Origin of the sequence: Peribacillus alkalitolerans (assembly GCF_010882125.1) — a bacterium.
In the GTDB taxonomy this organism is placed as follows: domain Bacteria; phylum Bacillota; class Bacilli; order Bacillales; family DSM-1321; genus Bacillus_BN; species Bacillus_BN alkalitolerans.
Map to the genome: position 1 here is coordinate 27,221 of NZ_JAAGVZ010000014.1, position 23,248 is coordinate 50,468.

The 23,248-nt window shown below is 38.0% G+C and carries 23 protein-coding genes, 1 pseudogene and 1 other annotated feature; of the genes and pseudogenes, 5 read left to right on the top strand and 19 right to left on the bottom strand.

Annotated elements, in window-relative coordinates; genetic code table 11:
• Positions 1–6: 6 nt before the first annotated feature.
• The 6 genes from G3O09_RS15795 to G3O09_RS15820 form a co-directional block, all read right to left on the bottom strand.
• Entirely contained in the window at positions 7–1,266 is a 1,260-nt protein-coding gene (locus G3O09_RS15795) for an efflux RND transporter periplasmic adaptor subunit (RefSeq protein WP_163102446.1), read from the bottom strand.
• A gap of 25 nt (positions 1,267–1,291) precedes the next feature.
• Positions 1,292–1,954, bottom strand: coding sequence for a hypothetical protein (locus tag G3O09_RS15800; protein WP_163102447.1), 663 nt, complete (start codon positions 1,952–1,954; stop codon positions 1,292–1,294).
• Positions 1,955–2,755: 801 nt separating this feature from the next.
• Positions 2,756–3,286: a chromate transporter gene (locus G3O09_RS15805; protein ID WP_163102448.1), complete on the bottom strand. Its 531-nt coding sequence runs from the start codon at positions 3,284–3,286 to the stop codon at positions 2,756–2,758.
• Entirely contained in the window at positions 3,283–3,858 is a 576-nt protein-coding gene (locus G3O09_RS15810; RefSeq protein ID WP_163102449.1) for a chromate transporter, read from the bottom strand. The genes G3O09_RS15805 and G3O09_RS15810 overlap by 4 nt, the downstream gene beginning before the upstream one ends.
• Positions 3,859–3,882: 24 nt before the next feature.
• Positions 3,883–5,490 carry a gamma-glutamyltransferase family protein gene (locus G3O09_RS15815; protein WP_163102450.1) on the bottom strand — a complete coding sequence of 536 codons (1,608 nt, stop codon included), beginning with the start codon at positions 5,488–5,490 and terminating at the stop codon, positions 3,883–3,885.
• A 227-nt stretch (positions 5,491–5,717) separates the two neighbouring features.
• Positions 5,718–6,167, bottom strand: a complete 450-nt coding sequence (locus G3O09_RS15820; protein ID WP_163102451.1) for an Lrp/AsnC family transcriptional regulator — start codon at positions 6,165–6,167, stop codon at positions 5,718–5,720.
• A 219-nt stretch (positions 6,168–6,386) separates the two neighbouring features.
• On the opposite strand from G3O09_RS15820, the gene G3O09_RS15825 reads away from it, so the two are divergent.
• On the top strand, positions 6,387–8,123 hold the full coding sequence (locus G3O09_RS15825; protein WP_163102452.1) for a mechanosensitive ion channel: 1,737 nt from the start codon (positions 6,387–6,389) through the stop codon (positions 8,121–8,123).
• Between the two features lie 329 nt (positions 8,124–8,452).
• Complete coding sequence (locus G3O09_RS15830) at positions 8,453–9,109, top strand: type 1 glutamine amidotransferase domain-containing protein (protein WP_163102453.1); 657 nt, start codon at positions 8,453–8,455, stop codon at positions 9,107–9,109.
• Between the two features lie 54 nt (positions 9,110–9,163).
• Here G3O09_RS15830 and G3O09_RS15835 read toward each other — a convergent pair whose 3' ends face one another.
• The 3 genes and pseudogenes from G3O09_RS15835 to rpmE form a co-directional block, all read right to left on the bottom strand.
• On the bottom strand, positions 9,164–9,328 hold the full coding sequence (locus G3O09_RS15835) for a hypothetical protein (protein ID WP_163102454.1): 165 nt from the start codon (positions 9,326–9,328) through the stop codon (positions 9,164–9,166).
• A 15-nt stretch (positions 9,329–9,343) separates the two neighbouring features.
• Positions 9,344–10,684 (bottom strand): sodium-dependent transporter, encoded by a 1,341-nt coding sequence (locus G3O09_RS15840; protein ID WP_163102455.1) that lies wholly within the window; start codon positions 10,682–10,684, stop codon positions 9,344–9,346.
• A gap of 59 nt (positions 10,685–10,743) precedes the next feature.
• Positions 10,744–10,972 (bottom strand) — a binding site (T-box leader).
• Positions 10,973–11,108: 136 nt separating this feature from the next.
• Positions 11,109–11,273: pseudogene (gene rpmE / locus G3O09_RS15845) on the bottom strand (50S ribosomal protein L31); the annotation flags it as partial.
• A 138-nt stretch (positions 11,274–11,411) separates the two neighbouring features.
• Between rpmE and G3O09_RS15850 the strand changes: the two are divergent.
• Positions 11,412–11,699 carry a DUF3817 domain-containing protein gene (locus G3O09_RS15850; RefSeq protein ID WP_163102457.1) on the top strand — a complete coding sequence of 96 codons (288 nt, stop codon included), beginning with the start codon at positions 11,412–11,414 and terminating at the stop codon, positions 11,697–11,699.
• 41 nt (positions 11,700–11,740) lie between these two features.
• Here G3O09_RS15850 and G3O09_RS15855 read toward each other — a convergent pair whose 3' ends face one another.
• The 8 genes from G3O09_RS15855 to G3O09_RS15890 form a co-directional block, all read right to left on the bottom strand.
• Positions 11,741–11,998: a hypothetical protein gene (locus G3O09_RS15855; RefSeq protein WP_163102458.1), complete on the bottom strand. Its 258-nt coding sequence runs from the start codon at positions 11,996–11,998 to the stop codon at positions 11,741–11,743.
• 171 nt (positions 11,999–12,169) lie between these two features.
• Positions 12,170–13,243: an ABC transporter substrate-binding protein gene (locus tag G3O09_RS15860; RefSeq protein ID WP_163102459.1), complete on the bottom strand. Its 1,074-nt coding sequence runs from the start codon at positions 13,241–13,243 to the stop codon at positions 12,170–12,172.
• Positions 13,240–14,040, bottom strand: a complete 801-nt coding sequence (locus G3O09_RS15865; protein WP_163102460.1) for an ABC transporter permease — start codon at positions 14,038–14,040, stop codon at positions 13,240–13,242. Before G3O09_RS15865 ends, G3O09_RS15860 begins: the two co-directional genes overlap by 4 nt.
• A complete protein-coding gene (locus G3O09_RS15870) occupies positions 14,030–14,842 on the bottom strand; it encodes an ABC transporter permease (protein WP_163102461.1) in 813 nt (270 codons plus the stop codon). The genes G3O09_RS15865 and G3O09_RS15870 overlap by 11 nt, the downstream gene beginning before the upstream one ends.
• Entirely contained in the window at positions 14,832–15,941 is a 1,110-nt protein-coding gene (locus G3O09_RS15875; protein WP_163102462.1) for an ABC transporter ATP-binding protein, read from the bottom strand. Before G3O09_RS15875 ends, G3O09_RS15870 begins: the two co-directional genes overlap by 11 nt.
• Positions 15,942–16,014: 73 nt before the next feature.
• A complete protein-coding gene (locus G3O09_RS15880; protein ID WP_163102463.1) occupies positions 16,015–16,557 on the bottom strand; it encodes a helix-turn-helix domain-containing protein in 543 nt (180 codons plus the stop codon).
• Positions 16,558–16,726: 169 nt separating this feature from the next.
• The gene (locus G3O09_RS15885) at positions 16,727–17,947 is read right to left on the bottom strand and encodes an MDR family MFS transporter (protein WP_240338465.1); all 1,221 of its coding nucleotides are present in this window, start codon (positions 17,945–17,947) and stop codon (positions 16,727–16,729) included.
• Between the two features lie 122 nt (positions 17,948–18,069).
• Complete coding sequence (locus tag G3O09_RS15890; protein ID WP_163102464.1) at positions 18,070–18,405, bottom strand: hydrolase; 336 nt, start codon at positions 18,403–18,405, stop codon at positions 18,070–18,072.
• Between the two features lie 208 nt (positions 18,406–18,613).
• Here G3O09_RS15890 and G3O09_RS22780 point away from each other — a divergent pair, with 208 nt between their 5' ends.
• Entirely contained in the window at positions 18,614–18,739 is a 126-nt protein-coding gene (locus G3O09_RS22780; RefSeq protein ID WP_275898321.1) for a hypothetical protein, read from the top strand.
• A gap of 301 nt (positions 18,740–19,040) precedes the next feature.
• On the opposite strand, the gene G3O09_RS15895 is transcribed toward G3O09_RS22780, so the two are convergent.
• Entirely contained in the window at positions 19,041–19,751 is a 711-nt protein-coding gene (locus G3O09_RS15895; RefSeq protein ID WP_163102465.1) for a TerC family protein, read from the bottom strand.
• A 368-nt stretch (positions 19,752–20,119) separates the two neighbouring features.
• Between G3O09_RS15895 and G3O09_RS15900 the strand changes: the two genes are divergently transcribed.
• Positions 20,120–20,599 (top strand): DinB family protein, encoded by a 480-nt coding sequence (locus tag G3O09_RS15900; protein WP_163102466.1) that lies wholly within the window; start codon positions 20,120–20,122, stop codon positions 20,597–20,599.
• Positions 20,600–20,654: 55 nt separating this feature from the next.
• On the opposite strand, the gene G3O09_RS15905 is transcribed toward G3O09_RS15900, so the two are convergent.
• Entirely contained in the window at positions 20,655–23,033 is a 2,379-nt protein-coding gene (locus tag G3O09_RS15905) for a penicillin acylase family protein (RefSeq protein ID WP_163102467.1), read from the bottom strand.
• Positions 23,034–23,248: the final 215 nt, after the last annotated feature.

Here is a 23,248-nt window from a genome sequence, read left to right on the forward strand (position 1 = left end):
TCTTTTCTATTTATCCAACATTCCAATAGCAATATACTTTGCCCATTGGGTTTTAGTCATTTTTTTAATTTGCTCTACCATTAGATTAGAGTCTTGTAGAGGTGTAATGACAGGAACTTGACTAGACCAAATTTCTTGAGGCTCCTTTACAATCCGGTCACCCTCCTTCACTCCCTTTTTCACCTCTATTTTCCCTATGGACGAAATTCCTTTTTCGATCCTGTTCTGCACAATATATCCTTTATCATCAAGTGCATAGACCAATCCTTGCTTGCCTTTTTTTATATAGGATTTAGGAAGAAACACAACGTCTTTTGCTTCTTTGACAACCACTGATACATTTACTTTTGATCCTGGGTAAAGGTCGTCCTTGTTAATTTTCAAATCTGAAATAAAGGAATAAATGGTTTCATCTTCTATGGATGGTTCTTTTTCAGGGTAGGAAGAAACAGAAAGTACCATCCCTTTTACTGGTTTTTTTAGCAGAGGCGATTCATAGCTGACTGCAAGGTTCTGAACCATTTTAGCCCTCTGTACTTCTGTTAATTGACCTTTCACTGCAAGATTAGTAGAGGCTATAGTAATAATAGGATTGGTTAGTGATTGATCGACCTCTACGACATATCCCTCGATTTGACTTGTAACGGTCAAATCCGCTTCTTTTGCTTGTAAATCACTTAGCTCAGTCTCTATTTTTTGTAGCTTCTGCTGGAGACGGTCACGCTCCTGCTCCTCCTCATATATATCACGTTCTATTTGAGTAGCTGTTTCCATGAGAGTGGCAGCTTCATTATTTTGATTCTGATCATTTTGATTCTGATTATTTTGATTCTGATCATTAGTTTCAGAAGCAGGGAAGGTAAGAGACGATTGATATGATTCCAATTTGGATAAATGGGCCTCCACACTATCAATCTCACCTTGAAGTTGGAGCTTCGTTGATTCTAATTCCTTTTTTTCTTCTTCTAGCTTGTCTGAAGAAAAAGTATATAAAGGCGTCCCGGGTGATATGAGATCACCTTCACCAACCAATATGGTTTCCAACACACCCTTATCTGGATCCACCGAAATAGGAACCGTCGTATGAGGTATAACCACGCCTTTTGTCTGAAATTTTTCCGTTACATTGCCTTTTTCGACCTGCCACCACTCTTTAATATATGCTACACGATGTGCCACGCTGTCTTTCTTAAGCAATAAATAGAGATTCACCGCTATAAGCAAAACACAAAATAGGATCATCCCTGTAATTCTCCATCTATTCAATGTACACCCTCCCTTCATACTTTATTTAAAAGAGCATTCCGATGTTCACATAACCTAGAAACGCTGATACGAACCAATAGAACATATATAGCAAACTAACTACAATTACTGTAAAACCCCATGTTCTTTCTGATAAATAAGATAGATAACTAGTAATAAATGAAATGATTAGCACTTGAAAAACAGTGATACCGCTAAAAAATTGGATCACTAATGAGTGCTTCGTTACGTACTGGGCTATCACTCCTAAGGATAGTGGATTGGATAGATGATTAATTTCCAATCCGATAAAGATGGGTATTTGAATAGCCTGTTCTAATAAACTGATGCAAAATGCAAGCATTTGGATTACAACTAACTTTTTATATTCCACTTCAAAGATTGTCCAAAAAATTAAAGCCGATAAAAAAATGAATACCGTTGGGAACACTAATCCTGAAATCATTCGTCCCATCAGAAATAATTGTTTCCTAGCCTCAAATTCTGAATCTTTCAATGTACTCCACTCTTTTGAAATTGCCTCTGAACCAATTCCAAATAACCCATTCAATGCAAAAACAGCAATACTTAATAGAAATAATCCAATCAGTTTTCTTTTATACCCGGTAAATGCTTCAGCCTTCTGTAATTGGTGTTTGTATACACTTTTTTGAAACAAACCCTTTACAAGCTGAATCTGCAAGGTCATTGCCAATCCCCCTTTATGTATGACACCTAGTAGAAAAATTCTCAATTACTACCATTCTCTTAAAAAACTACGTTAATTACAAATGAAAAACGAATCATTTCCTTTTTTTTAAGGACCATATTTAATTATTTAATGAACGATTGGGGATATTCTTAAAATACAATAGCATTAAAATACTTTCGCTATCGCTGAAATACGATTGAAAATTGTTCCTTTACCGAATTTCGACGAAACTCAGTTAGCCATAAAAAAAGAGAGCTTAGAACTAGAAGTTGATTTCCGATCCGGGCGAACGCTTTCCGCGGGCGTGGCTTGAGCCTCCTCCTTCGCTACGCTTCGTGCGGGGTCTCAAGTCTCACGCTTTTCCCGCAGGAGTCGTCGCCCTCCTCTCCAATCAACTGTGCTTGTACATAATTTTGAGGTGATAAACGATGATGACCATAAATCAATCAAGACTTTTGCATCCATGAATTTAAAGAAACTAGAAACTTGGACATGGAAAGTTGCTTGAGTAAGATTCATATAGCCTTAATTAACAGGTTTTTGACTTGAGAATTCAAGGATACTGGTTGATTGTAGCGGAAGGCGCTTGACTCCTGGGGGATTAGCGTTACAGGCGAGACCCCACAGGAGCGGTAGCGACGAGGAGGCTCGGCGAACGCCCCCCGGAAAGCAAGCGTCTGGAGCGGAAAGCAACCTTTTCTCCTGCAATTCATATACATATCAAAAATGACAAAAGGTATCGAGAGAGCGTACTCTCGATACCTTTTGTCGACAATCTGAAGAGGGTTGGCCTTAATCCTATCCAAGCAATATAGCACCATATATGACCGAACCTATGATTACATAAACGGGATTCACCTTCATGAATTCCATTAAAACGTAGCTAACGAACCCAATCAAGATAGTATGGAATAAGGAAATGTTAAAATAAGATTCAGCGAAAAAATGAAATGCCATCGTCCCTAGTAAAATAGCGATGGTAGGACGAATGGCAATGCTTAAGCGCTTCACTCTCGGTGAGTCCTTATACTTCATGATTAAAGCCAATAATCCAATCATGAGCAATAATGAAGGAGCAATGGTAGCAAATAGTCCAACTGATGCTCCTAAAATCCCACCTTGTTGATAGCCAATATAGCCAGCCATCTTTGTCGCGATAGGTCCAGGAAGTGCATTACCGACCGCTAACATTTCACTAAATTCGGATACTGTCATCCAACCATATACATCGACAACCTGTTCCTTTACGAGAGGAATGCTCGCTGGACCACCACCGTACCCCAATATCCCTGGAATGAAAAAAGCTAAGAAAATATCCCAATAGATCATGTGCGTTCCTCCTGGACACTTGCTGCATCCCTTTCTTTTTTCCCTACTGGTAGCAACAACGCAATAAGTAACACAGCAAGGACAAATACTGGCACTGGGATATGAAGGATTTCAATACAGACTAGACTGATGCCCATTAATAGAAGAGCTTTTACCCATCCTAAAGTAGAAGCAGACTTATCAACAAACTCCCATGTCATCGCTATTAGCATTGCGCCAACAACTGGAATGATCGCTTGTGTCATACCCGTGACCCATGACTTCTCTTTATAATTCGAGATAAGACTTAAGAAAAAAATCATGATCAAGACTGTCGGGAGAACGGATGCCAACAATGCTATGAACATGCCGGACAAACCTTTAACGCGGTAACCAATATATCCAGCTAACTTTGTTCCAATGGGTCCCGGTAAAGTGTTGGCCAACGCAAGGGTATCAGAGAATTCTTCTTCTTCCATCCATGCATAACGTTCTACTACTTCCTTTTTCACAAGAGGGATGGAAGATGGCCCGCCTCCGTACCCAAGCATACCTACACGAAAAAAGGCAAAAAACAAGTCTTTCCATTTCATCGATGCACCTTCTTTCTACTCCGATCACCAAGAAGCAATGCTACCATCGGCACGACTTTCTGTTCCTCCTATAAGCACGCCACTTTCTGGATCTCTCCAGATGATTTGCCCACGGCCAAAGCTACCTGTGTCAGTCTCTATTTTAATGGTGTGCTCCAATCTGGAAAGTGCTTGTGCAATATGGAGTGGGAAGTGTGGTTCGACGCTTACAGTCTTCCCCTCAAGCCACTGCCATCTTGGCGCATCTAAGGCTGCCTGTGGGTGAAGATTAAAGTCAACTGTATTCATGACCACCTGCATATGACCTTGTGGTTGCATATATCCTCCCATTACACCAAATGGACCTACTGCTTCGTTATCCTTCGTCAAGAAACCAGGAATGATTGTATGGAAGGTCTTTTTTCCTCCTTGCAAAGCATTTGGATGGCTAGGATCCAATGAAAAGTCGTGCCCTCGATTTTGTAAAGCAATGCCTGTACCCGGGACGACCACTCCTGAGCCGAATCCCATATAATTGCTTTGGATGAATGAAACCATATTGCCTTCTTCATCCGCTGTTGCAAGATATACGGTACCGGAAGTCACAGGTTTATAAGGTTCAGGTTGAATCGCTTTTTCCCCAATTAATGCTCTTCTAAGGTCTCCATATTCCTCTGAAAGCAATTCCTGAACCTTCATCTCCATATGTGCAGGGTCCGTCACATAGGCCTTTCCATCAGTAAACGCGAGCTTCATTGACTCAATTTGTTTATGATACGTTTCAGTGACATCTTTTTCTTTGAATTGGAAGCCTTTTGCGATATTTAAGGCCATTAGAGCAACGATTCCCTGACCATTAGGTGGGATTTCCCACACATCATAGCCTCTATAATTTACTGAAATCGGATCGACCCATTCGGCTTTAAAATTGGCTAAATCATCATAGTTTAAGTAGCCACCATGTTTTGATGAAAATCCATCCATCTTCCAAGCCAGCTCTCCTTTGTAAAAACTCTCCCCCTCGGTCAAGGCAATGGCTTCTAATGTGTTCGCATGATCTGGCGAACTCCACATCTCCCCAATTTTCGGTGCCCTTCCATTTGGAGCGAAAGTCTCAAACCAGCCTTGGAATTCATCACCTTTGAAAATTTCTTTATATCTTCTGTAAGCGAATTCCCAGTACTTCCCTAAAATCGGACTAATCGGATAACCATCTCTCGCATATCGGATAGCTGGTGCCAATGCCTCTGCTAAAGGCAGCTTCCCAAACCTTTTTGAAAGCTCAACCCATGCTGAAGGTGCTCCAGGTACGGTTACAGGAATGAGTCCATGAACAGGCATCTTTTCATGTCCTCTATCTTTTAGCGCATCTATGGAAATGCCTCTTGGTGCAGGTCCAGAGCCATTTAACCCGTACAGCTGCTTATTGACCCATACTAGTGCAAAAGCGTCTCCACCAATTCCATTGGAAGTTGGTTCAACAACAGTAAGAGCCGCGGCTGTAGCAATTGCTGCGTCAATCGCATTCCCACCTTTCTTTAGAATATCAAGTCCAGCCTGTGCAGCAAGAGGTTGGGATGTAGCAACCATCCCTTTTCTGGCGAATACACTGTTTCTCGGTAGTGCATATGGATGATGTAAATAGTCCGTCATTTTTCCCAGCTCCTTAATCTATGTATACTTAACATTAGATAAAATTAATCCATTCATTTAAACACTTAGAAGGAAATTTAACCTTTTTCCTTTACAAACGAAAGTGAGATACCAAGATTATACTATTTCCCTTAAAAAAGACCAAGATAATTTAAGGAATATTCTGATAAAACTTTATTTTAAAAAACGAGGTCCCTATGCCTCGTATTTTTTTCTCTATCCACAGTTTATAGTTTCAGCCCATTTCTACTCTTAAACCTTCTTAATAGAATATGTGATTCGACACGCGTAATCCCTTCAAATGCATAGAGTTCATGGTTAATGAACTTTTCTAAATGTGTAAAATCATCCACTAAAACATGCATATGTAATGTGCTGGGTCCTGTCATTTGATAACAGCTTGCCACACATGGGTTGTCCGCCAATTTTTCCGCTACCTCAACCAAATACGCGGGTTCGCAATCTACTTCAAAAAAAGCAGATACCGATTTACCCACCTTTTCAGAGTTAATGACTGCTGTGAATCGTTCTATCACACCTTGCTCAATCAGTTGATTGACCCTGTCTCTCACAGCCACTCTTGATAAATTCAATTCTTTTCCGATATCGACATAGGACATTCTTCCGTTCATCGTCAACAACTCAATAATCTTTTTATCATGTTGGTCTAATTTCACATACACACCCCTCTTTCATCCACATATCGAAACGTATCCCTATCCGAACTATACTATCCTTTATCATTATTCTGCAATCTCCAACTTGTACTATTTCCTAAATAGAATCTAATAAACTCTTATTCTAGTAAAATTATTTGTTTTATAAAAAGCCGTTTAACTCATTTATCCCCGGGTATACACCTTATAAATCATGACTACTAAAAAGGAGTGATTCATTTGGAAAGATATCATTTTTGGAATGGATGGAACAGTATCGCCCTCGACCTTCCTGATTTAATAATGGCACTTGTCGTCCTATTTATCGGGTGGATGGTAGCAAAACTAATTGAAAAAGTGGTGGAAAAGGGTCTTAAGAAAACGAACCTTGATAATAAACTCTTCCCTCAAAGAACTAATCGGAAATATACATCAGAAAAGATCATCAGTAAGATCATCTATTATTTAATACTTGTGTTTGTTTTCGTATTGTTCTTTAACATGTTGAGCATGAGTTTTATAGCGGCACCTTTCGTGAATATGCTTTCTTCTATTACTTCAGCTATTCCTAGAGTTTTAAAGGCTGCCCTAATTTTACTATTTGCCTGGGCAATCGCTTCCGCCTTAAAGTTTCTCATTAAGAAAGCAGGTAAAACTCTTCGCTTTAATAGATTATTCTCAAAGCTAAAAATGGAAGATTCCCATGAAACTAGCGAAAACATTATTGATAAAGTAGCCAATATCGTTTTCTATCTTGTCCTATTAATCTTCCTACCAGCTGTGTTGTCCGCACTTGATATTGATGGTGTAGCTGGGCCCTTCACTGGCATGCTTCACGACATTTTAGCCTTCATACCTAACTTGATTGGAGCAGCACTTATTCTGTTCATCGGTTGGTTTGTAGCCAAACTTGTACGTGACATCATAACGAATTTCTTACAAAGTGTCGGTATAGAAAAGTTTGTTCAACGAATGGGATTAGGAAAATTAATAGAAGGTACGTCCTTATCTTCTATCATCGGTAATATCGTATTCGTTCTAATTTTAATTCCCGTGGTCATTGCTGCTTTAGAGCGATTGAACATCGAAGGAATCTCAGAACCTGCTATCGCAATGTTAAACGACATTTTGACGATGATTCCAAACATCATAATCGCTATTCTGTTCATTCTTGCTGGCCTTTGGATTGGTAAAATGGTTAAGAAATTCGTATCTGGTTTCTTAAAACGAGTTGGGTTGGATTCTGTCATGAATGGGATCGGTTATAAAGGAAATCCTTCGACCAATACTACATCTCTTTCAGACATATTAGGATATATCGCACAGATTATCGTAGTTCTGTTATTTGTTGTACAAGCCCTAAATATCGTTAAACTAGAATTCTTAGTTACTCTCGCAACAGGTGTGATTGCTTACCTTCCACATGTAATTGCCGCGCTTATTATTTTAGCGGTTGGATTATATGTAGGTAACTTCGTCCAAAAGCTTCTAAAGAGTATGTTCACAGGGGAACATTTCACATTGCTTGCATCCATTGCAAAATATGCAATCATTGCCATTGCCTTCTTCATGGCATTGGATCAACTAGGTGTTGCTGACACTATCGTGAATGCTGCCTTTATCCTGATCCTTGGTGGACTTGCACTAGCCTTCGGTTTAGCTTTCGGACTAGGCGGCAAGGATTTTGCAACAAAGTATTTAAACAAGCTCGATCATAAAATCGAAAACACAAAAGTAACAATGCCACCAAAACACAAACGTCCTTCATTTAAGCCAGAAGGTACAAATAACAAACCAAAAAGTGGAGAAATTCAAAAACAAAACAATCATTTTGATAATGATCCGAAAAATAATCGATCTAGCAACAACCCTTCTTCACCAGAGGATACTGGCTATATAGATTTTTACGATCGTCAAACCCCAACTCCTGAGAACGAGGATTACCGCTCTAAACTCGATGACCACGATTACAAATAATAATAAGAAAAGCGGAAGCGCCCGTTAAGCGACGTATGGGCTGGACGGACCCGTATGAGATAAAGGAAATACGAAGAACGATAGTGATTCGATGTTGACTTATCGTAAGGAGGGGGAGGAAGCACACTAGTCGCTGGGCGCTGAAGCTAGACACTGCTCTAACTTGAAAAAACTATTTTTACTATCTTTTTATAACAGCGGATCTGGAATCTCCAAGGTCCGCTGCTTATATCATTCTACTAATATATGTTTATACTTTATCCATCTGTGGAATGAGAATGAAGTATGTTTTTTACATACTGTGATATCAAGAAGAGGAGTGAAGCAGAATGAGTAGACAAGTATTGTTTGTTGTAACGAGTCATTCCAGTATCACGAAAGACATCTCCACAGGCTTATGGTTAGAGGAATATGCCATACCTTATGAAATTTTCAAACAAAAAGGCTATAAAATCGATACAGCCAGCCTAACGGGAGGTAATGTCCCTCTTGATCCTAATAGTCTCTCATCAGGAGATTCCGAATCTTTTAAAGATGCCATGATAGAACTCCAACAAACGATTCCATTACAAGGATTAATTGCCGACCATTACGATGTCCTCTTCATTCCTGGTGGACATGGAACGATGTTCGACTTAGCCAATAGTGTTGAATTCACTGAATTGCTCATGGATTTCGAGGAGAAAGATAAGTTAATAGCATCTGTTTGTCATGGGCCGGCCTGCTTTGCTCAAGCAAAATATGAGGATGGCACACCTTTCGTTTCTGGTAAACAAATAACGGCGTTTACCAATGAAGAAGAACGAGAGGTGCAATTAGATGAATACATGCCTTTCCTTCTAGAGGAAAAGCTACAGGAATTAGGAGCCAAGTTTATCGCGACCCCCAATTGGCAAGTCCATATTCAGAAGGAAGGAAATCTGATTACAGGACAAAATCCACAATCAAGTAAAGCTGTAGCGGAGACGGTTGTAAGTTATTTTTAATACCCCAAAAAAGAGCGGGCGGACTCCATATTCATTGAGTCCGCCCTGACTATATTACATAAAACTCAACGCATTCCAAACCATGAAAGCTAACCCTAAACTACCCATAAGAAGGATTATTCCCAATAGCCAAACTACTTTTTTCTTTTTTAAAACGCCTATTAATATGAATATGATTCCAATTAAAAATTGTAAAGCAATAATCGAAGTAATTCCCACTTTGGGCTCTCCATTCTATTTAAATACACCAAGCGAATCTAAAAACACGATGATGATTACTAGTGGTACCACATATCTCATGATGTAATACCACACTGAAAAGAATACATTTCCTACTTTAGAGTTTCGAAGCAATTCCTCTTTTAAAGCTGATTTTTTTACTTTTAAAGGGACAAAAATAGATATGAACAATGCACCAATCGGCATAAGGATGTTACTTACAAGAAAATCTGCTACATCAAAAATGCTCTTTTCAAATAAGAGGAAGTCCCCTAATACACTATAAGACAATGCCGATGGAATGCCTAAAATAAAAATTAGGATTCCTGTAATCCATGAATAGGCTACACGTTTTTCCTTTTTTCCTTTCACAAGGGAGGCTACTACAATTTCCAACATTGAAAATGCTGACGTCAACGTCGCGAATAAAAACAGTGCCAAGAATAATACCAAAAATAGTTCACCAAATACAATTTTCCCAAACACTGAAGGCAACACTATAAATAATAACCCTGGACCTGCTGTTGGTTCTAACCCTAAAGAAAACACGGCTGGAAAAATCGCAAGTCCAGCAAGCATAGCAATTAATAGATTCATCCATACCACAGATAGGGCAGGCTGGATTAAGCTTTCTTTTTTCGATAAATAAGAGCTGTACGTTACCATGACAGAAACCCCTACACTTAAGGAGAAGAAAGATTGCCCCATGGCAAATAAGATACTCTCTGATGTAATACTTGAAAAACTAGGAGCCAGAAAGAACTTTACTCCCTCTAGTGCATTGTCTAAAGTCAAAGATCGGACAATCAAAACAATAAACAAGATGAAAAGTGCAGGCATCATCAACTTGCTTGCCCGTTCAATGCCAGCTTGTACCCCTTTAGCTACCACTAGAATCGTAATCAGTAAAAAGGCACCTTGAGCTCCGATAACTACCCATGAACTACTAATAGTTGATTCGAACAATTGACCATAATTCGCACCTTCCTGTATCAATCCACCATATAACCCTTTAATAAAATAAATAACAATCCATCCACCGATGACACTATAAAAAGATAATAGAATGAAACAGGTGATAACCCCAAGTAATCCAATCCAATGCCAATTTGAATTCGGCGCAATGGCTTGATAAGCACGTATTGCTTCTTTCCCAGTACTACGGCCTATGACAAACTCTGCTAACAAAAGGGGAAGACCAACGAATATTGAAAACAGAATGAATAGTAGAAAGAACGCTCCTCCTCCACTCACACCTGTTACATAAGGCAATTTCCAAATGGCACCTACCCCGATAGCTGAACCAGCAGCTGCTAGGATAAAACCTAGTCTAGAAGACCATTGTTCCTTTTCCATCGCTTTCCCTTCCTTTCTTGTCGCTAAAAATAAAAAAGCCACATCCCTATTCTAAAAAGAATAGGGACGTGGCTTGAACACGCGGTACCACCCTAATTGGAAGAATTCATATATCTTCCCGCTTAGTAAGTTAACGATTTCCCGTCTTCATAGAAAAGCTAAAAGTACTTTTCTTTGAAGAACAGCTCCAAGATTGAAATTCACCTAGTCTTTGTATCAGTTCACACCATCCACTGACTCTCTTATAACAGGGAGACTGGCTTAATAAGTTCTCTTCAACGCTGTAAAGTAATTAAGTTATTTAAATATAATACTCGAAATTATAGTATGATAGTTTGAGTTCGTCAACAAAATAATTTCTGTTCTAAAAAATATAGCTGTTGATAGCTAAATGAATTATGTTCCATCTATCTACAGCTTTTTGCTATCCTTGTAAATTATATTTCTTATTGAATCGATCTACTCTTCCACCCTTATCTGCAAATTTTTGTTTGCCTGTATAGTATGGATGTGAATACGAGCGTACCTCGATTTTTAACACTGGATATGTGTTTCCGTCTTGCCACTCAATGGGTCGATTACCTTCCTTCACTTAATGTAGAATAGGACTCTCACTGACATGAAAAGTACATAATGTAATGTTTATCGTAAGGGATATGATTTCAAATTGTGATATACTTTTAAGAAGAAACAAAGGGGAAATTTTTTATTTCTGGAGGAAAATGAATTGAAAAAAAGTTTACTATCATTGCGTTGGCTTGCCATTTCTGAAGGTATTTCCTATCTTGTTCTGTTATTAATTGCTATGCCTCTGAAATATATGGCCGGAATTCCAGAAGTTGTTACGATAGTAGGAGCCCTTCATGGACTATTGTTTGTGTTATATGTAATCGCAGTGGCCGCTGTAAAATTCACAGCGAAATGGTCATTCCTATGGGCGATATGGGCAATTTTCCTTTCTTTCGTCCCGTTTGGAACATTCTGGATTGATAAACAAGTGAAAAAACATATTTAAACATAAAACCCGCCAAAATTGACTTTGGCGGGTTTGTTATTTTATTTCGTTTCTGTCTTCTTCATTAATTTAAAATTTAAGTAAGTAATAGTGATAAACAAAAGAATTCCCAATCCAATCATACTCCAAGCATAATAAGGGACCTGGGTAATTGCAACACTATCATTAATTTTAATTCCTAAAAATGATATACCCATTCCATCACCATCAATATTATTAGCATCCTTTAAAATACGGACACCACTTCCAATCAATAGTGCTGTAATGAAAATAAAGATAAAACGGACGGCTCTCGGCATTTAATAATAGCTCCTTTTTTGATTCAATTATAAGCGTAATGATTACAAAAAGAAATCTGGCATCTGAAATCTATTTATACGGTTCTAAAAACTTCAATACAACACCGTTTACGGAAATAAATAAAGGAACCAAATAATCGCCCACTCCGGAAGTAGAAGTGGACGATGAGTCTATTTACTATGCATTTTAAATTCGAGGAATAGTTCGTTATAATAGGCTAGCATTTTCTTTCCTAAGTTTTCGTATACTTCAAGCTTATCTGTTAGTTCCGGGTCTGGATAAAAGCGTTTATCACCAGAGATCTCTTCTGGCAAATATTCCATCGCTTTTTCATTTGGCGTAGAATATCCAACATATTCGGCATTCTGAGCGGCATTTTTTGGTTCCAGCATGAAATTCATAAATTGGTGCGCTCCATCAATATTCTTCGCTGTTTTCGGAATGACCATGTTATCGAACCAAAGATTTGAACCTTCTTTTGGTACGACATAATCTAGCTTTTCATTTTCCCACATGATTTCAGCTGCATCTCCTGACCATACTACCCCTACAGCAGCCTCTTCATTGGCAATTAACATCTTTATTTCGTCACCCACTATGGCTTTAACGTTTGGGGTTAATGTATCCAGCTTTTCTTTCGCTTCAATTAGATGGTTCTTATCGGTATCATTTAAAGAGTAATGAAGGCTGTTCAACCCCATTCCCATTACTTCTCTTGCTCCGTCCACCAGCAGGATCTGATTACGTAAATCCTTATCCCACAAATCTGCCCAGCTAGTTAACTTCTTTCCATCTAACATTTCTGAATTGAACACGATCCCGACCGTTCCCCAAAAGTAGGGAATGGAGTATTTATTGTTGGGATCAAATGATAAATCCATAAAGCGTGGGTTAATATATTGAATATTAGATAGTTTTGTATGATCGATCGGTAATAGTAATTCTTCTTCCTTCATTTTTGCAATGGCGTATTCAGAAGGTACGGCAATGTCAAAAGTTGTTCCACCTTGTTCAATTTTTGTCATCATCGCTTCATTGGAGTCGAATGTTTGATAGATTACTTTTAATCCGGATTCCTTTTCGAATTTTTCTATTAGCTCAGGATCGATATAATCTCCCCAGTTATAAATCGTTAATGTATTACCTCCAGTGTACCCCTCAGAAGAATTTAGCTCAGAAATGAAATACAATAATCCCATTGATACCAGGAAAACAGCAAGAAAAGCCCTTACTAATTGTTTCAATTCCCATTCACCCCTCTCGGACGATTATTACGCTGGTTAATAAAGTAATAACCTATGACCAATACAATGGTGAAAAGGAAAATGAGAGTGGATAGAGCATTGATATTAAGTGATATCCCCTGACGTGCCAAAGAATAAATTTCAACAGAAAGAGTAGTGAATCCATTTCCAGTCACAAAGAAAGTGACAGCAAAATCATCTAGAGAATAAGTCAAGGCCATGAAAAAGCCTGCAAAGATTCCTGGAGAAATGAATGGCAATATAACTTTTGTTAACACATCTATACGATTAGCTCCTAAATCCAATGCAGCATCAATTAATGTTGGACTCATTTCCTGTAGTTTAGGAAGAACCATGATTACGACAATCGGAATACTGAATGCGATATGCGATAACAAAACGGATGAAAAGCCTAGTTTGATTCCTGCAATCGTGAATAATATTAGAAAAGAAGCACCAATGATGACATCCGGGCTTACAATTAACACATTATTCAACGAGAGAAATGAATTTTTCACTTTTCTGTTTTTCATATACATAATCCCAAGCGCTCCCAGTACACCTATGATTGTGGCAATAGCTGATGATAGAAGTGCAATGACAAATGTGTTTAATACAATAATTAACAATCGCGTATCTTGAAACACTTCTTTATACCAATCCAAGGTAAACCCTTCAAAATCGTGCATCGTTCCACCGCTATTGAAAGAATAGACAACCAGATAGAAAATCGGGGCATAAAGGATGAAAAATACTATCGCTAGATAGATCTTTGAAAATTTCCCGTTACTTTTCAATCCTCACCCCTCGCTTTCTGCTTCCTGTTGCTAGCATAATAGCAAACATGATTATAATTAAAAATACGGCAATAGTAGCACCCATTCCCCAGTCTTGGGTTACGAGAAAATGTTGTTCTATGGCCGTTCCAAGTGTTATGACACGATTTCCAGCAATCAGCCTTGTAATCATGAATAAGGACAATGCCGGTATGAAAACAGCCTGACAACCTGCCTTCACTCCATCTATCGTTAGAGGAAATACGACTCGTCGGAATGTCGTCCAGTTGGATGCTCCTAAATCCAAAGATGCATAAACCATTGATGGATTCAGCTTTTCCAAAGCATTGAAAATAGGCAAAATCATAAATGGTATGAAGATATACACAGATACAAATACAAAGCTAAAGTCCGTAAATAAGATTTGTTTTGAACCAATTCCCATGACTTCAAGGAAAGCATTCACAGGACCGAACGTACCGAATATCCCCAAAAACGCATATGCCTTTAACAGTAAATTGATCCATGAAGGCAAAATGATCAATAAAAGCCAAAGCTGCTTATGCTTTGTCCGGGTCAATAGATACGCTGTTGGATACGCAATCAATAAAGAGAAGGCCGTAATAAGAAACGCATACCAAAACGAACTTAAAGTCATCTTCAAATAAACCGGAGTGAAAAATTTCTGGTAGTTAATGAGCGAGAAATTTCCTTCTATATTAAAGAGAGAATAATAAACGACCAACAAGATAGGAGCAATGACAAATAAAGCAATCCATAATAGATATGGGACTAGATACAAAGATCTTGTTTTATTTTTCATGGTCCCCAACCTCTTCATAAGCCTCAAGGCGTTTATCAAATTCTTCTTCTGTCTCACCTGGTCTCATAACATGAATCGCTTCTGGATCAAAGTATAATCCAATTTTTTCTCCCACATTGGCTTTTTTGGTAGAATGTACGAGCCACTCGTTACCATCTTCGTCGTAGCAAGAGATTTCATAGTGGACACCACGGAACAATTGAGTATCAACCTTTACTTGAAGCTTTCCTCTTTCTAGTGTGGTTATTTCCAAATCCTCCGGTCGAATGACAATTTCGATCTCTTCATTTGGTTTAAGCCCTCCATCGACACACTCGAATTGTTTACCAGTAAATTCGACCAAGTAATCGCGAATCATATGTCCCTTTACTATATTCGATTCTCCGATAAAGTCAGCAACAAAACGATTAATAGGCTCATCATATATATCAATAGGCGTTCCACTTTGTTCAATTTTCCCTTTGTTTAATACAAAAATTTCATCCGACATCGCAAGAGCCTCTTCTTGATCATGCGTTACGAAAATAAAAGTGATGCCAAGTCGGCGCTGTAGCTCCCGAAGTTCATATTGCATTTCTGTACGTAATTTTAAATCCAATGCTGAAAGTGGTTCATCCAATAGAATGACTTCAGGCTCGTTAACAATCGCACGTGCGATGGCTACACGCTGACGTTGACCACCTGACATTTCACTGATTTCCCTGTATTCATAGCCCTCCAAATTTACAAAACGCAACGCTTCCATTACCTTTTTGTGAACATCATCATTTTTCAACTTTTTGATTCTCAATCCGAAGGCAACATTTTCAAAAACATTTAGATGAGGAAATAATGCATAGTCTTGAAATACTGTATTTACTTGGCGTCTATTGGCAGGGACTCGATTGACGAGTCTGTTGTTGATAAAAATATCACCTTTGGATGGTTCAATAAACCCAGCAATTAAACGAAGAATGGTCGTTTTCCCACACCCTGAAGGACCGAGCAATGTGTAGAATTTCCCTCTTTCAATCTCAAAACTTACATTTTCCAATACAGCTGGATCATGTTCGTATTGCTTCGTAACATTCTCAAAACGAATAATCGTATTATTTGTCATTATGGTCTCCTTCCTGTCAGTGAACGTACATATTCTTCATTGACCTTTGGACTGATGGGTTACTTTCATATTGTTATAAATATGAATTTGTAACGACTAAGATTAGTTCTGACTTTCCATCGTAATCATTGATTACTTGATGGTTTTCCGATGCATGAAAATATATTGCCTCGCCACTTTTAGCCGTATATTCATGTTTTCCTAGCTTTACTATTATCTTTCCAGAAAGAACATATCCAAAGGTTTCGGATAGTGATGGTTCAAACGATTTGAATTCTCCTTTTTCCTCGAAAGAAAGCATGATGGGCTCCATTTCTTTTTCGTTTGACTCTGGAACTAACCATTGAATGCGATATCCACGTTCTTCATCCCAAAACTCCGTTTGATCTTCCTCCGTGTACACGACTTTTTGATCTCTATTTTCATCATCAAAGAATTCCTTTGGCGAACAACCTAGCACCTCTAAAATGGAGAAAAAGGTTTCTATTGAAGGCGAGCTTAAGTCTCTCTCAAGTTGTGAAATGTATCCTTTACTTAGATCGGTCCTTTCGCCAAGTTCCTCTTGAGTAAGTCCTTTTTTCAAGCGTAAATTTTTTATTTTCTTTCCAATAAGCATATTTGTAATCCCTCTGTTATTTAAAATTAGTAAACTTTTTGTGCATATAGTTTAATTTTACATTACTTTATGTTTACAATCTATATGTATCCTATATGTATCCTATATGTATCCTATATGAATACTTTATATATATAAAAGGCGACCTGATAACCAGATCGCCTCCATTTTATACATTAATAGTATTTGCTTTAGATATTTTCATCGAACTCCCTTTATAAAAGAAAATCGTGCTGACCATTACAAGAGTGGCTATACAGGTGAACATAAACGGTCCACCTATTTCGGTCAATAAATATCCACCTGCAATCGGTCCAAAAAAATGACCAAGGCTTCTGAATTGGCTTGCACCAAAATAAGCTCCCCTCATTCCCTCTTCCGCTAACTGATCAATAACAAGGCTATTTGAAGGGAAAATCAGGATTTCACCAATAGTTAATAATCCCATCGCAACAATCAGACCTGCCCATGCATTAAAATATCCAAAACTAAACAATCCCACTCCCATGAAGATGGCTCCCGCCACCATTAAATGCATCGGTTTAAACTTTTCAGCATAATGTGAAATCGGCATCTGCAATATGATGACCATGATGGCATTCAGTGAAATTAAGATAGAATATAAGTATACTCCCTTTGGTATGGCATCTTCCAGGTACTGCGGAAGATTTGACTCGACCTGTGAATAACCGGCATTAACCAAAATAGTTCCGAGAATCAACATTAATAGCATACGGTCCTTACGTACTACTTGGAAAACCGCTTTTATTGATGCTGGATTGTCTTTTCGTTCAGCGCTTTTAACTGTGGATGACAAATGCTTATTCATCTGTAAAAGTAAACCTATCGCATAAAGTAAATACATTGTTCCAGTAATTAAAAAGGTCAAATCGGCTGACTTTGTAGCGAAAAAGGCTCCTAACAAAGGACCGATGGCTGCACCTATATTAATGGCAGTATAACGTAGTGAATAAGCTCTCATCCGGTTTTCCTTAGGGGTCAAATCGGCTATAAGGGCCTGTGATGTTGGTTCGAAGAATGAACGACATAGACCATTCAGAGCATTTAACAGGATAAAGGCCATTGGAACACTTGCCATCGAAAAAGCATAAAAGACACCTGACCATACAAATAAAGCAGAAATCATAATTGGCTTGCGTCCAAAACGATCGGATAAGTGTCCCCCAATGAAACCACCAATCGTACCTGTCAAAGGACTAATACCAATCGTAATCCCTATTAATATCGGATGCATATCTAAATTGCGAGATAAATAAATTGCTAAAAACGGCATCGTCATAAAGGACGCGCCTCTAGCAAATATTGTCCCTGCTAGTAAAGTCCAAACAATTGGATGAAACACTTTCATATATCTTTTAATCCCATTCATATTGTTCCCCCATTTTATGACCTACAACTAAGGACTGCCGTACACGACAGTCCTTAGGGATTGATTATATAATATTGAGAACAGTTTGACATCTTATTTTACACTTTAAGGAAAAAAGATGTTTAAAAATTACTTCTCTCATTCAATTCATTTTTTCCTAAGATCCCTATCCCTTCTATATTAGCCTTCGTATTCTCATCTCCTAATTCATATAAATATCTATAAATATTAATCATAGCCTGATCATAATGCTTATCTTCTTTATCTTTATGATATTCCTTAAATGGAGTCTGGGCTCGTACAAACGTTTCCATTTCTGCAGTATGATTTTGCTCAAAAAGCGCTTTTAACTTTGCAATTTCCTTATCGGTGGCAAATACGGTATAATGCCCACTTTCTTCAATGGGATTTTGCAAAATCTCCCCACTTTTAATGTCGATAAAATAGGTATTCTTCATTGATTAGCAACTCCTTTTTGTTCTTTGTAGTTATTTACCACATAGAAGTTAGCTTTAATCACCAAAAAACGGTATAATAGTCCCATACTGAAGTTTTTATTTTTTCTATTTCTACCCCCAAAAAGCTTCGAACATAGTGCGAATTATATAGCATGATGCTTAAACAAGCCTCAAACGGGGTATAACTTCAGTATATGGAGGTAAGACAATGAAACAATCCTATATTAATATCGATCAATTACTAGAAGCTACCACCGATTTTGCCGAAGAAACCTACTCTCTGCTTCTTAAACCGATAGATATTGATCGTTTATTAAATAATACTAAAGAATAATATTTTACAAAGGCCCATCTATTTCATGATTGGCTTTTTTTATTGTGAAAGTTATAACTGGATTTGTCGAAACATCGATATTTGAAGATTTTCGAAAGTATTTTTGTTGTTTTCGAATGTATATTTTGATTTTCGCTTGTATTTTGTAGTTTTCAAAAATAAATTCTGCGTTTTCGAAATTAAGATTTTTTCGTTACGAAAAGATAGGGAGAATCCCTCGCCATGCTGCTGTATTAAACGCCTTAATATACGAAAAAGCGACTGGACAATCGTATTCACGATCATCCAGTCGCTTTTTTATTTAAGAACCTACTTTTCTCAATGGTTCATGTTCTTCTTCTAGCTGTTCTACATCGTTTTTAGGTTTATTTTTAATACCAAGCATGACCACTAGGCCAACGACTAATAACTCGAAACCGTACTTCAAGAATCCGTTTGAGAAATAATCTTTTAAGAATGGCTCCCCGACAATCATTTTCGAAGCAGTCCAAGCCAATATCGCTGCACCAATCGTAATAATTACCGGATATTTTTCAATAAACTTCAAGATAATTGTACTTCCCCACATTACTATTGGGATGGATACTAATAATCCAATGATTACTAAAAGGAAGTTACCATGAGATGCACCAGCTACAGCCAATACATTATCTAATCCCATTAACGCATCAGCAATGAGGATGGTGCGGATGGCTGCCCAAAAACTGTCACCAGCCTTTACCTCTTCATGATTATCTTCTTCTACAAGAAGCTTGTACGCTATCCAGACTAACATCAAACCTCCAACTAAGTGAAGTCCAGGTATTTTAAGTAGCCAAACTACTCCAATTGTAGCAACAGAACGGATTACGACAGCACCAAGCGACCCAAATAATATCGCCTTTTTTTGCTGTTCCTTAGGTAGGTTTCTAGATGCCAATCCGATCAAAATCGCATTATCTCCTGCCAATACAAGGTCAATGGCAATAATGACCATTAATGCTGATAAAAATTCTAAACTAAGTATTTCCATGATGTACCTCCTTCTTTAATTTTGAGCAAATAAATAGACCTCTGCCTATATAAGGCAAAGGTCTCGCTAAGCAATTATATGCCAACACAGCCGATGGGTGGAAGCCCATGTAATGACGACTGTATTTCAGATCGAAATCTGACGCTACTCCCCTTTACTAGAAAGGTAAGTCATATTAAATTTTTTCTTCTAATCTATTATATACTATTTATCTTCCAAATTAGAAGTAGAAAAGAAATCCTTTTTTAAAAAATGAACTGAAAGACATATTATGCCTATTATCATTTAATTATTTAAAAACCAATAGACAAACATACGTTCTTTTTGATATTATAAATATAACAAATTTTTCCTATATGAGGTGGCATATGTCAACATCCGTTCAAGCTCTTGAAAAATTGATTCCATTTACTGAATCCCTTGAATCATTGGATCCTTCTTTGCTCGATACTCCCTTGTCAGAAAATAAATGGTCCACTAAAGAAGTACTGGCTCACCTTTTCAGATGGGATATCTTCTTAATTGAAAGTGGTATTCCAAGTATTCTAGATTCAACATCAATCTCCTTTCCAGAATACCACCAGTATAATGCTGAATCTGCAGAATTAGCGAAACATCTGTCCAATGTTGATGTAATTAGACAAACGGTTAGTAAACGTAAAGAATTGCTTCAAATGCTTGACAATAGCATGATGCCACTAGACACTCCTATTAGCATTAATGACCAGACACATAATACAACAACGAACGAACGTTACACCCTGGATTTTCTAATGCATGACTTCGCTTCCCATGATGCTCATCATATTAAACAAATTGAAACATTCCTTCATCAACACCAGTCTTGAACATTTCTATAAAGCGTAGAAGGTGGCTCATTTTTGAGCCACCTTCCATTTCTCATTAATCCTTCGGTAATAAATTCAGAACATCTCCGCTATTTTCTTTTAATACTGTTGCATGATACTTCCCTTCCGCCCAATCATCCATTTGATTCTGATACCATTTACTTTTCACATGTCCCGATTGGCCAGGTCCTACAATATGATACCCTGTATCAATGTCTTTCGTATCAATCACAAACCTCCAGGACCCTCCATGATTAACGATGCCATCATCGTCCTTAGTCGCTGCTGCCTGTACAGTGACACTGCTTCCACCCACTGGGATTCCTCCCTTATTGTTAAAAATATATTGTAAAGGCGATACGCTAGACAATGGGTGTTTAAACTGTATTTGATGTTCTTCCCCCCAAGCCCATTTATTCATGTTTTTCCCTTGTAGATCTTCAATATGATTTAAGGCTAAAATTAGTGAGTCTGAAAGAACCTTCTTTATTTCCCCATTTTCTTTTATCCATGGACCTGGATTACCTTTGATTGCATCCCTCAACAATTGATCTACTACAGCTTTTCTTCCATTAAATAAATCCATTGCCTCTTCCGAAATATCATCATCAAACAACACATGTGAAACCATTGTCATCCATACATTGAAAACCAATGGTGCAGCTTCATCTTTAGAATCCATGAAGTCCCATTCACTAAGTAACTCCAATGCTTTTTCTTCTCTTTCCCCTTTTACATCTTGCAAGATTGAGACAAACAGAGGAACAAACTCCCTTGCTTGTAAATTCATTTGGTCCATTTGCAGATCTTTCATATCTGTCAATGTTATTACTTTCTTTTCCTTAAGTACTTCCTGTATCCTCGCTTGTCTATATGGTTGAGCCCAATGATGACTGATGTGGTATGGGTACTCATCTGATATAACTTTATTATTAGCAGTAGAAATAAAGCCCTCTTTTGGATTGATTGTTGTAGGCAATTCGTCAAACGGAATAAATCCTTCCCACTCATATTCATCTGTCCATCCTGGGACTGGGAGAATGCTATCCCCCTTCTTTCGTATAGGAATCCTACCATTGGCTTTATATGCGATCGTACCATCCTGTGAGGCAAAAACGAAATTCTGTGCAGGCGTTTCGAACTGAAGCAACGCATCCTCAAACTCATCCCAATTGGTGGCCTTGTTCATATTCAATATGGCCTCAAGCTCCGCTGAAGGGTCAAGAGCAGTCCATCTCAGAGCAAGTGCCGTTTCTTTGCCTGCATCACCTGCAAACTCCGATATAATTGGACCATGTCGAGTTATGGTCACTTCATAATCTAAGGTTTTTTCATCCTTTACTTTAATTGGTTCCTTAATGATTTGGGCTTTTACCCATTTTCCCATATAAGAAAATTCTCCCTTGTTTTCAGGGTTACGCTTCTCAATATATAAATCCTGTACATCAGGTCCAACATTTGTCACTCCCCATGCCACTTGTTCATTGTGACCTAAGATGATACCCGGTATCCCTGCGAAGATAACACCGCTCACATTTACGGTTGGGGCTTGCAAATGCATTTGATACCATATGGAAGGAGTATTTAAGGAAAGATGAGGATCATCAGCTAATAATGGTTTTCCAGATGAAGATTTTTCTCCACTGACCACCCAGTTATTGCTTCCATTAAATTCATATGGAACGACTGCCTGTGCAAAGCTTTTTTCGATGTCCAACTGTTCTTTACTAATAATAAAAGGTCCCTCTGTCGGATAGCTAGGAAAAAGATCATACGCTTTTTCCTTAGGGAATGTTTGAAGTAAATATTGCCGAAAAGCTTGATCTTGCCAATTTCCACCCAAATCAAAAGCCATGTATTTTCCAATTGTCAACGAGTCGACAGGGCTCCAATTTTCAGGTTTATAACCCAAAAAGGTAAATTCTACTGGCCATTTCCCGCTCTTCTTGACCTCTTTAATGTAAAGGTTGACACCGTCCGCATAGGCTTGAAGTACCTCCTTACCTTCCTTTGAATATTTGGCTAAAGATTCTTCTGCCGCTCTTCTTAAGCCTAAAGTTCGGAAGTATTTATCATTATCAACGGTTGCGTTCCCAATAACCTCACTTAATCTGCCAGATGCCTGTCTTCTGCTCAGGTCCATCTGGAATAATCGGTCTTGGGCTTGAACATAACCCTGTGCAAGGTATAGATCGTGTTCATTTTGAGCACTAATATGAGGGACTCCTTCAGCATCCCTTGTAACGGTGACGGGTGCAATTAATCCTTCCAGCATTATTTCTCCTTTAATCTGAGGCAAGCCCCTAGCTAAGAATAGATTTGCCCCAATGACAGATAGTAATAAAATGACCACTAAGGTAAATCCAAGCCATAAGAATAGTCGTTTAACGTTTCTTTTTCTCTTCACGACGTGCTGGGTTGCAACCGCTTCCATTTTTTCACACTCCCCTATTGAATGAACAATGATTCATAAGTCCTTTATTCAATAGTTATTCTCTATAGGGAAAGACTTTACCTATGTAAATATTTCTTAATATAAAAAAAATTATTAATCTATTAGTCTTCCTATTTGTTTGATATACCTTACTTTAATCGATTATTTATTGGTATGACTCCTATGAGTTATGGTAATCCTAATCTGTGAGGGGA

What these genes read in the sequence shown, in the direction of transcription:
- G3O09_RS15875 (WP_163102462.1), bottom strand. Translation starts at nt 15,941, where the DNA reads ATGACAAATAATACGATTATTCGTTTTGAGAATGTTACGAAGCAATAC.
- G3O09_RS15905 (WP_163102467.1), bottom strand. Translation starts at nt 23,033, where the DNA reads ATGGAAGCGGTTGCAACCCAGCACGTCGTGAAGAGAAAAAGAAACGTT.
- G3O09_RS15805 (WP_163102448.1), bottom strand. Translation starts at nt 3,286, where the DNA reads ATGATCTATTGGGATATTTTCTTAGCTTTTTTCATTCCAGGGATATTG.
- G3O09_RS15880 (WP_163102463.1), bottom strand. Translation starts at nt 16,557, where the DNA reads ATGCTTATTGGAAAGAAAATAAAAAATTTACGCTTGAAAAAAGGACTT.
- G3O09_RS15830 (WP_163102453.1), top strand. Translation starts at nt 8,453, where the DNA reads ATGAGTAGACAAGTATTGTTTGTTGTAACGAGTCATTCCAGTATCACG.
- G3O09_RS15890 (WP_163102464.1), bottom strand. Translation starts at nt 18,405, where the DNA reads ATGAAGAATACCTATTTTATCGACATTAAAAGTGGGGAGATTTTGCAA.
- G3O09_RS15800 (WP_163102447.1), bottom strand. Translation starts at nt 1,954, where the DNA reads ATGACCTTGCAGATTCAGCTTGTAAAGGGTTTGTTTCAAAAAAGTGTA.
- G3O09_RS15840 (WP_163102455.1), bottom strand. Translation starts at nt 10,684, where the DNA reads ATGGAAAAGGAACAATGGTCTTCTAGACTAGGTTTTATCCTAGCAGCT.
- G3O09_RS15815 (WP_163102450.1), bottom strand. Translation starts at nt 5,490, where the DNA reads ATGACGGACTATTTACATCATCCATATGCACTACCGAGAAACAGTGTA.
- G3O09_RS15895 (WP_163102465.1), bottom strand. Translation starts at nt 19,751, where the DNA reads ATGGAAATACTTAGTTTAGAATTTTTATCAGCATTAATGGTCATTATT.
- G3O09_RS15900 (WP_163102466.1), top strand. Translation starts at nt 20,120, where the DNA reads ATGTCAACATCCGTTCAAGCTCTTGAAAAATTGATTCCATTTACTGAA.
- G3O09_RS15810 (WP_163102449.1), bottom strand. Translation starts at nt 3,858, where the DNA reads ATGAAATGGAAAGACTTGTTTTTTGCCTTTTTTCGTGTAGGTATGCTT.
- G3O09_RS15870 (WP_163102461.1), bottom strand. Translation starts at nt 14,842, where the DNA reads ATGAAAAATAAAACAAGATCTTTGTATCTAGTCCCATATCTATTATGG.
- G3O09_RS15855 (WP_163102458.1), bottom strand. Translation starts at nt 11,998, where the DNA reads ATGCCGAGAGCCGTCCGTTTTATCTTTATTTTCATTACAGCACTATTG.
- G3O09_RS22780 (WP_275898321.1), top strand. Translation starts at nt 18,614, where the DNA reads ATGAAACAATCCTATATTAATATCGATCAATTACTAGAAGCTACCACC.
- G3O09_RS15885 (WP_240338465.1), bottom strand. Translation starts at nt 17,947, where the DNA reads ATGAATGGGATTAAAAGATATATGAAAGTGTTTCATCCAATTGTTTGG.